Below are 9,298 nucleotides of genomic sequence, written 5' to 3'. Positions count from 1 at the left end.
CTGTCCGGTAAAAAAAGTACCTTTACTCATCGGCTGTTTTTTTGTGTGGTAACTTAAAAATACCGAAAAAGGAGGCTACTCGCCTCCTTTTAATTTATCAATCAAGTATTTTTACCGGACACTAATGGTAGTAAATTGATGATTCAAAATTCATTCATATATATAGCATGTCTGCAAGTTTTATACAGGTAATATTTTTTTTGCTGGCGGGCATCGCCTTAATCATCCTGCTAACGGCAAGGCTTAAGGTACATGCCTTTTTTGCTTTATCCATCGCCTGCTTTGTGGTTGGCATGGGCGTTCAGTTACCTGTAGAAGGCATTATTACATCCATGAAAGAAGGATTCGGTCATATTATGAAATCACTTGGTTTTATAATAGTGCTTGGAACCACATTGGGTGTATTGCTGGAACATACTGGCAGCACCCGCGTAATGGCGGAATTCATACTCAAAAAAACAGGCGAGCGGCATGCGCCCCTGGCCATGAACATAACAGGATTTGTTGTGGGACTGCCAATTTTTTGTGATTCGGGATATATTGTATTGAGCGGGTTAAATCAAACCCTGGCAAGGCGCACAAAAATAGCGGTACCCGTTATGGCTACTTCACTTGCAGCCGGGTTGTATGCAGTACATTGCCTTATTCCTCCCCATCCCGGCGCGGCTGCGGCTGCCGGTATTATTGGTGTTGATTTTGGCAAACTCATCCTGGCAGGTATAGCGGTTGCCATTCCGGCAAGTGCAGTGGGTTACTGGTGGGCCCGGTATGCAGGAAAAAAGATTTCCCCACTCCATGTTGCACAGGAAAAAGGTGATGACACACATAAAAAACTACCTTCGACCCTGCAGTCTTTTCTGCCTGTAATCGTTCCGATCGTTTTAATTGCGTTAGGTTCATTTGGTACGGTTGAAGCCAATGACAGCCGGATATGGCAAATTTTTAAAATCGCCGGCGACCCGGTGATCGCTTTATTTGCGGGTGTTTTGCTGGCGCTAACTGCTATCCGCTCATGGAAGAAGAATGCCATAAGCAAATTATTGCAGGAAGGGGTGGAAAAAGCTGGTGGCATCCTGGTGATCATTGGCGCCGGCGGTGCTTTTGGCGCTGTGCTCGCCGCCACCAAAATTGGCGACCATCTCGGCGACAGTTTACCGCTTGCCAGCATGGGCATTTTTTTTCCGTTTTTGCTCACCGCCCTGCTTAAAACCGCACAGGGTTCATCTACTGTGGCTATTATTACGGCAGCATCCATTATACAGCCATTGATGCCCGCACTGGGATTACATACGCCAGCCGGGCATCTGCTTTGCGTGCTGGCAATGGGCGCCGGCTCTATGATGATCTCCCATGCCAATGACGCTTATTTTTGGGTGATCAGCAAATTTTCCGGGCTGGAAATGAAAACCATGCTGAAAGTATATTCGCTGGCTACTTTGTTTATGGGACTAACGGCCTTGGCTACCGTATATATTTTGTCGCTGATAATGCTGTAAAGCTATGTGTAGTTATTTGTGAAACGTACGACAGTACATTTGTAAGACCGGAAGATCGGAAGATCGTAAGATTCTAAGGAATACCCGTATTAAGGATTTGCTTCTTATCAATTTACAATCTTGCTATTTTACAATCTTACTATTTTACAATCTTGCTATTTTACAATCTTACTATTTTACAATGAATGCATTCACTACAAAGCATTAAGCTGTATGAAGCGTCCTCGCTTCATACCTAATTACTATCGCCTCCGGCGATTACGTTTATGTTAACCCGAACTTAATTTCTGCTGTTTTTCAAAAGCCTTTTACCTTTACCTCCACATGAATGTATTCACTACAAAAGCAGCTATTACCATAACCTGTCACAAACGTATCACCCCTTATCTTGAACAGGAGGTAAAGGAATTGGGATTTACTATTGAAGACCGTTTTATAACGGGGATACGTGTTTCAGGCACAGTGAATGATTGTATAAAACTGAATCTCAACCTGCGTTGCGCCAGCCAGGTATTGTACAGTTTAAAGCAATTTGAAGCCCCTGATGCGGATGCTATTTACAATAATCTTGTTCATTATCCGTGGGAAAATATTTTACCCGAGGGTGTCCATTTTTCCGTTACCAGCAATGTAAGCAATGAAACCATCAATAATAATTTGTTCGCTAACCTGCGTGTAAAAGATGCTATAGTTGACCGCCTGCGCGAAAAAACAGGTAAGCGCCCATCCTCCGGATCCGAACTTACAGGCGCCGTTTTTAACCTGTTCTGGAAAAACGATCAGGCAGAAATTTTTATTGATACTTCCGGCAATTCGCTGGCGCGGCATGGCTACCGTAAAATACCCGGACTGGCTCCCATGCTGGAGGCATTGGCATCGGCTACTATTTACGCTACACGCTGGGACAGGGTTTCACCGTTTGTAAACCCCATGTGCGGGTCGGGAACACTGGCTATTGAAGCTGCGCTGATTGCCACCAACAGGCGGCCGGGTTTGTTCAGAACAAACTATGCCTTCATGCACCTCCGGGGATATGACGATGCCGTTTACCTTAAAGAAGATGCTTTATTAGAAGATCAGATCATTGATGTTCCGGGACTTCGCATTATTGCTACAGACTATAATGAACGGGCTATTGAAAATGCAAAGAAAAATGCTATCGCGGCTGGTGTTGCCAAAATGATTGAGTTTAATGTATGTGATTTCGCCGATACTGAAGTGCCGCAAAATGCACCGGGCGTTATGCTCGTAAATCCCGAATATGGAGAACGGCTGGGACAAGTGCAGGAACTGGAAGCAACTTATAAACGCATCGGCGATTTTATGAAACAGCGCTGCCGGGGCTATTATGGCTATGTATTTACAGGTAATCTGGAACTGGCTAAAAAAACCGGGTTAAAAGCAAGCCGCCGCATAGAATTTTATACAAGCACTATTGATTGCCGGTTACTCGAATATGAATTATATGCCGGGAGCAGAAAGGAGAAGGAAGCATAACGCTATTTCAGCCCCAACCTCTCCTTCAGGCTATCTTTCTTCGACTTAGAAACAGGAAATTGTTCGCCTGTTTGTAGTTTAACATAGCCACCATCGGTACGAACAAAATGAGTAATAAATCCAAGATTAACCACTGTTGAATGATGTATCCGCTGAAACAGATCAGCCGGTAATAATTCTTCAATATCCCCCAGGGTTTTCGACACCAAAATGTATTTCCTGTTATCAATAAAAACTTTGGTATAAGCCCCCTCTGCCTGGCAATAAATAATGTGTCCCACCTCCACAAATTCATATCCGTCTCTATAAGGCAGCGCTATTTTTTGTTGTGCGGATGGTATCTTAATATTCCGGAGCAGGTTCTCAATATGAATATTTTCCGGTTGTTGCAATTTCTGTTCGACTTTTTTAACAGCCGCTTTCAGATCATTGGCGTCTATCGGTTTTAACAGGTAATCAACAGCGCTTATGCGGAACGCTTTGGCAGCGAACTCATCATGTGCGGTTGTAAAGATGATGGAGAAATTCACATCGCCAAGCACCTCCAGCATTTCAAAACCATTCATCCAGGGCATTTCCACATCAAGGAAAACGAGCTCAGGATGATTTTTCTTTATGGACATGATACCCTCCTTTGCCGAATAACAGGTATCAATAACTTCTACAGAAGGGCAACTTTTTTGCAGGTCATTCAACAATGATTTTACACAATGCTGTTCATCATCCAGAATAATGGCTTTAATCATTTTAATACTCGTTGAAAAAGGAATCCATGTAATGTGCTATACGGGGTTCCATGGATCCCATTTTGTTTATAAATGTAAAACAGTTTTCAGAATCTTAGCATATGGTATGGCAGATGATCAGAATGACTTAATAACTATCCGAAACGGGTTAACGGTTTTTGATATTATGCCAAAGATATTGCCGCCGTTCACATTGGTTAGTATTACAATTAAACTGTCAAATCAAAACAAACAAACGTTAAGTAACCATTGCCACTATCATCATCACGAAATAATTTAGCTAAAATATCAGGGAAGGAAGGTAACACCAGAACTATCCAAAGCATATGAAGAGTGAATCCCATAACCTCTTTAAAAAATGGGACGCCTTTGCCGAAAAGCGATAGGAGTAGGCATTTAAACGTAAAACTTTAATGTATGAGAAATTTATCAGTATTTTTTATAGCAGTTTATTGTACTTCGTCGGTAACAGCTTTTTGCCAGAAAACCAGCTTTGGGATCACCGGCGGTGTATCGCTGGCTAATATGCGCCTCAAAGCAGAAAGTATTTCTGTATCCGGCGACAGTAAGACTGGCTTTACCGCCGGTGTATTTACCGATGTGGCCCTGGCAGAAAATTTCAGTTTTCAGCCGGCTTTGAATTATGTGCAAAAAGGATCAAAAAACGAAATAAATGATATGAGTTATGAAAGCAAACTCACCCTTAATTATATTGAGCTTCCACTTAATCTTCTTTATAAACCGGAAATGCAAAAGCTAAGGTTCTTTGTAGGGGCTGGGCCATCCATTGCATATGCACTGTCTGGTAAAGAAAAGGAAAAGGATAATGGTGTTAACACCGCCTATAGTTATAAATTTGGCAATAACCCCGATGAGCATGACCTGAAAGCGCTGGATTTTGGTGTTAACTTTCTTACGGGTATTGAAACTCCGGGTGGGTTCCTGGTAGCCCTTAATTATAACCTGGGTTTATCCAACCTGGCACCGGGAAGTTCTTCTGATGATGGTACGATCAAAAGCAATTACTTTGGTTTTAAAGTCGGCTACAAGTTGAAAGGGAAAAAATAGTTATTAGTTACATTCTCTGTTTGAGTTTCGATCCGGCATTGAATACTTGTTCGTAGCCGGAGAGGCAATGGAACCATTGATCTTAAAAAGAAAGACTGGTCAGGACTCTTCCGCCAGTGTAATGACGACAGTTGTACCTTTAGCCATCCCTTTTTCATCCATTTTGTCAATGATTTCCAGTTTGGCTTTCCGTTGCCTCAATAGATTATCCAGTTCTAAGCGGGACTGGGTAAGGTTTACTCCTTTTGACTGATGAGTCGGGCCACTTACGGATTTATTTTGCTGTGACGCCACTCTGCCAATACCATTATCCTCTATCATAATCTTGACCGTTCCATTTTTCTTTATCAACTTCAGTTGCACAGTACCGCCTTTCTCCGTGGGTACAATGCCATGCCAGATAGCATTTTCAATAAAGGGCTGAATGATCAGCGCAGGAACATCAATTGATTTCAGGTCAACATTGTCATCAATAACCACTGTATATGAGAGCTTTTCGCCAAACCGCATTCCTTCCAATTGGAGATAGAGTTTGCAGGTTTCAATTTCGTCATGTAATGAGATTTCCCTTTTAGCTGCATTATTGAATAAAGTGCGGATAAGCTTTGAGAAGGTAGTGAGATAAACAACCGATTTCTCATTTTCATTTTCCTGGATCAAAGCTTTGATTGAGTTAAGGCAATTGAAAATAAAATGAGGATTCATTTGTGCACGAAGCGCCTTTGCCTCAAATTCCAATAGCTTTTTATGATAATTGATCTTTAGTTTTTCCGTTTGAGATTTTAGAACCTGAGATTGCATATACTTTAATTGTTTAAAGGATTTTGTCAATTTATCATTACTTCTCGTTAACTGGGCCGTGCGTTCCTCCACTTTTTTTTCAAGTAAAACATTTTGATCTACAATCAATTTACGATTTTCCTCTAATGATACGAGAGCTTCCAACTGTGCTTTTTCTTTTTCTTTTTTATAATCGCTTATTCTGTTAGCCAATGCAAGCGACAGCAACATTGTTTCTACTGTAGACCCGACTAGTAATGCATTTGCAGTAAAATTGTTATACGGCAATATATTATATTCCTTAAGAACAAAAATGATTATGCATATCAGTAGCGATGTCCACGCGACAAGATAATACATAGCAGGCTTATAGCCTTTTTTGTAAACGATTAGTCCTGCGACGAAAAGAGTAATAGACATTATAAATGATACCCACTCTGTTAAAATAAATCCGATAAACGTCTTTTGAAATGTAATGAAGATTATTGTAATAAAATAACATCCAATAATCCCATAAAAAACAGGTCGCAAAAAGCGGGCAAATTGAGAAATGCGTAGAAATGATGCAGTGAATAGGATCGCAAAAATACCCGAGAAACATGCGGCAAGATTTACAAAATCATTTAGAGCCGGAGCAGTATTCCATAGAAATTCGAATGCTAAACCTTTTAGATACATGTTTGTCAATGTCATAAAAGCAACATACAATATGTAAAAAAGGTAAGATTTGTCTCTTATAGTAAGATAAATAAAAAAATTATACAGAATCATAATAACCATACAGCCAATGTAGGCACCTTCCATAATTGAGTTTACATGTTCCTTCTCAATCCAGGTACTTACTGTGTATATCATTAGCGGAAATCCAGCACCGCTACTCATTTTTAATCGCAGGTAATAACTTTGAACACTATCTTTGGGAACATCTAATAAAAAAGCAGTTTTATTTGAGGAAAAATCTCTTTGATGAAAAGGTAGCTGAAGCGATAAAGTTTTATGTGATGCCTCGTTATTTTTTATAGAATAAAGATCCGCTCTTTCTGCATGATAAAAAAAGACTACGAATTTTTGGTTTGTAGGGCTGTGTATGTTAAAACGGCACCACAGAGGAAAAATATGGGGTCCGGGCTTAAGGTATTTTTGTGTACCCGGAATAAATTTATTTCGATATGCTTCCGATGAAACTTCATTAAAAGTAAGTACGCCAGATGTATCCGTCAAAAGGAGAATTTGCTCACCGATATTCACAATTTCTTTATCCCGGGTAATAGAAATGACTGGTTGCGCATAACAAAGATTTTTTTGTAGAAATAAAGACGATAAAAGGAACAGACAACGTAACATGGAGTTACTGTATTAATAATTCCTAAAAAACCGCTTAAGCACTATCGTGACGTTAGATTCAACTATTAACCTACCTTAACTTTGGTGATAGTCCTTTTAAATCTCTTGGTAAGAAAAGGGAAATGCAATAGTTGGTCCCTTGTCGAATTTTTCTGGAAAGTTTTAGTGAACCCCATCCCCGTTATAACAGGCAAGTTGTATGCTTCTTTCACCAAACTGAATATTTTATATTTCAGTCGGCCTCTATAATTTTTCCAGGTGCCGATTGAAAATATGCGTCATCCATAGAATATGAAGATATAGGCAGGATTTGCCTCTGGCTTTATATTTAGATATTAAAAATATTAGCAGCAAATTATAAATATGTCCTAATATTTGCCAGTTCGAACCAGCAAGCAAATAATATTTAAATTAATCTTTCATTAGCCAGGCGCATATGCTCGTTCAAAAAACATAGTGTTAACAGTTAGCTCTTAAGGGTTTGCAGATTTATATAATTGATAAACAATCGGATTAAGAAGGATTTTCATTTTCACTATTTCCACTTATCAAGTTAAACAATAAAATTGTTAACTCAAAGCCTTAGTCCGCAAACTTTCTATTGCTAATGGGCATTGGGGAAACTAATTTGTATAAAGACTGAGATTCCACTCCTTTATCAAAATCATTAAGTCATGAAAACTTTTACTTCCGGCTTAATCGCCCGAATTTGGCTGGCACTTATTTTGCCGGTATTAACCGGGTATTCGGCAATAGCCCAGGGTTTTTCTCCCCATGCTAAAGCCCGTCTCCAATTTATTATTGATAGTTTCCAAAACAATCCCGCCAATCCTTATATAGGTGGCCTGTCTGTTGCCATTGATGTGGATGGACTTGCTTCCTGGAATGGAGCTACCGGGTATGCCGCCCGTAATGTAGATGGTCAAAACAACCTTTTAACCGGTGGTACTCCATTTACTACCAATACGCTTTCCAGGATGTACAGCGTAACCAAAATTTTCACTTCGGCACTGGTACTCGAACTGGCAAAAAAAGGAGCATTCAGCCTGGAAGACCCGGTGAGCCGGTTCCTGCCTCTGAACCTCATCAATCCCGAACTGAACGAAAATGTAACCATACGCCAGTTGCTTGCCCACGAAAGCGGCTATTCAAATTATACAGATGAACTTCAGTTGCAGATAGCTGTGGCTTTTCAGCCCACACATGTATGGACTCCTTTTGAAATGCTCAGCTTTGTTCACCAGGTTAATGCACCCGGTACTGAACGCCGCTACTCCAGTACCAACTATATCACCCTCGGGGCTATTATTGAAGCTGCAACGGGAATACCAGTTGAACAGCACTTTCGAAAAAAATTCTTTGGGCCGCTTCATCTGAATTCCATGTTTTTTGGCGAAAGAGAACCTTTGTGGAATGGGGCCATACTGGCTTCTCCTCACGATAACCTCAGCCCGTTCAATCCCATCTTTCAACTAACCGGCCAACCCACTTTTCCGGATGCTTACACCAATGTTTCGGCATTTCCATTTACTGGTATAGTATCCCTTGCTTTTACAGGGGGAGCTATTGTTACCGACGCGAAAGACATGGCCAGATGGGGCAATGCTTTGTTTGGAGCAAGAGCAACGAACTATTCAACCCTTCATACGATGATAAACTCTATTTCACAGGTACCCGATGATGACGGTGATTTTTTGGGTTACGGTATCTTCAGAACTACCAGGATCAGTGCAACGGATATTTTTATAGGTCATGACGGCCGGGCACCCGGCTATCGCTCGGTAATGTTTTACCAACCGGATAAAAAAATGACAATAGCTATCCTCACCAATTACTACGGAGCTAATCTTTATGATGTTGCCAAAGCACTATATGAATCATTGCCTGGATTTACCTGCGGTAATAAGAACAGAAAGGAAGATAAGATAGTAGTTTGTTTTAAAGGTCACGATCTATGTGTAGACCGCAAAGCAGCAGCAGTTCATATTAATAAAGGCGCGTGGCTTGGCGGATGCGAAAAGCCGGCAGTATGCCCGGTATATAAATCAAAAATGGAACCAATGGAAAGGCTATCAGGCAATGCAGGAATAAAAATATTTCCAAATCCTGCATCCAACCGTGCCACGCTATCATTCAGTCCGCCAAAATCAGGTCAGGTTAGCGCTGCGCTGTACGATATTACCGGGAAATATGTTTTATCAATTTTTAAAGGATACGCTGAAAAAAACATATTGCGGCAAGTGGAAATAAGTACTGCAAACCTTTCCGCAGGAACATATATCGTGCGTCTGCAAATGCAGGAAAAGATACAACAGCAAAAGCTTGTGCTGATAAGATAATTTTAAACGCTTATTCCTATTTGTCGGA

Annotated in this window: 6 protein-coding genes; 4 read left to right on the top strand and 2 right to left on the bottom strand. The window is 40.7% G+C overall.

Annotated features, from left to right (window positions below; all coding sequences use genetic code 11):
• The first annotated feature begins 167 nt into the window (after positions 1-167).
• Both FRX45_RS08645 and FRX45_RS08640 read left to right on the top strand, forming a co-directional pair.
• Complete coding sequence (locus FRX45_RS08645; RefSeq protein WP_152267999.1) at positions 168-1,496, top strand: GntP family permease; 1,329 nt, start codon at positions 168-170, stop codon at positions 1,494-1,496.
• A gap of 324 nt (positions 1,497-1,820) precedes the next feature.
• Positions 1,821-2,993 (top strand): THUMP domain-containing class I SAM-dependent RNA methyltransferase, encoded by a 1,173-nt coding sequence (locus tag FRX45_RS08640; protein WP_152267998.1) that lies wholly within the window; start codon positions 1,821-1,823, stop codon positions 2,991-2,993.
• A gap of 2 nt (positions 2,994-2,995) precedes the next feature.
• On the opposite strand, the gene FRX45_RS08635 is transcribed toward FRX45_RS08640, so the two are convergent.
• Positions 2,996-3,739, bottom strand: a complete 744-nt coding sequence (locus FRX45_RS08635; protein WP_152267997.1) for a LytR/AlgR family response regulator transcription factor — start codon at positions 3,737-3,739, stop codon at positions 2,996-2,998.
• 417 nt (positions 3,740-4,156) lie between these two features.
• Here FRX45_RS08635 and FRX45_RS08630 point away from each other — a divergent pair, with 417 nt between their 5' ends.
• Complete coding sequence (locus FRX45_RS08630; protein WP_152267996.1) at positions 4,157-4,807, top strand: porin family protein; 651 nt, start codon at positions 4,157-4,159, stop codon at positions 4,805-4,807.
• Between the two features lie 99 nt (positions 4,808-4,906).
• Here the strand turns inward: FRX45_RS08630 and FRX45_RS08625 are convergent, their stop codons facing one another.
• Positions 4,907-6,931: a 7TM diverse intracellular signaling domain-containing protein gene (locus FRX45_RS08625; RefSeq protein ID WP_152267995.1), complete on the bottom strand. Its 2,025-nt coding sequence runs from the start codon at positions 6,929-6,931 to the stop codon at positions 4,907-4,909.
• Between the two features lie 674 nt (positions 6,932-7,605).
• On the opposite strand from FRX45_RS08625, the gene FRX45_RS08620 reads away from it, so the two are divergent.
• Positions 7,606-9,270: a serine hydrolase gene (locus FRX45_RS08620; RefSeq protein ID WP_152267994.1), complete on the top strand. Its 1,665-nt coding sequence runs from the start codon at positions 7,606-7,608 to the stop codon at positions 9,268-9,270.
• Positions 9,271-9,298: the final 28 nt, after the last annotated feature.

Origin of the sequence: Agriterribacter humi, assembly GCF_009192765.1 — a bacterium.
Lineage (GTDB): Bacteria > Bacteroidota > Bacteroidia > Chitinophagales > Chitinophagaceae > Agriterribacter > Agriterribacter humi.
Note: the sequence above shows the minus strand (reverse complement) of the source record. Positions and strands in the feature narration are given on the sequence as shown.

What these genes read in the sequence shown, in the direction of transcription:
- FRX45_RS08625 (WP_152267995.1), bottom strand. Translation starts at nt 6,931, where the DNA reads ATGTTACGTTGTCTGTTCCTTTTATCGTCTTTATTTCTACAAAAAAAT.
- FRX45_RS08640 (WP_152267998.1), top strand. Translation starts at nt 1,821, where the DNA reads ATGAATGTATTCACTACAAAAGCAGCTATTACCATAACCTGTCACAAA.
- FRX45_RS08630 (WP_152267996.1), top strand. Translation starts at nt 4,157, where the DNA reads ATGAGAAATTTATCAGTATTTTTTATAGCAGTTTATTGTACTTCGTCG.
- FRX45_RS08620 (WP_152267994.1), top strand. Translation starts at nt 7,606, where the DNA reads ATGAAAACTTTTACTTCCGGCTTAATCGCCCGAATTTGGCTGGCACTT.
- FRX45_RS08635 (WP_152267997.1), bottom strand. Translation starts at nt 3,739, where the DNA reads ATGATTAAAGCCATTATTCTGGATGATGAACAGCATTGTGTAAAATCA.
- FRX45_RS08645 (WP_152267999.1), top strand. Translation starts at nt 168, where the DNA reads ATGTCTGCAAGTTTTATACAGGTAATATTTTTTTTGCTGGCGGGCATC.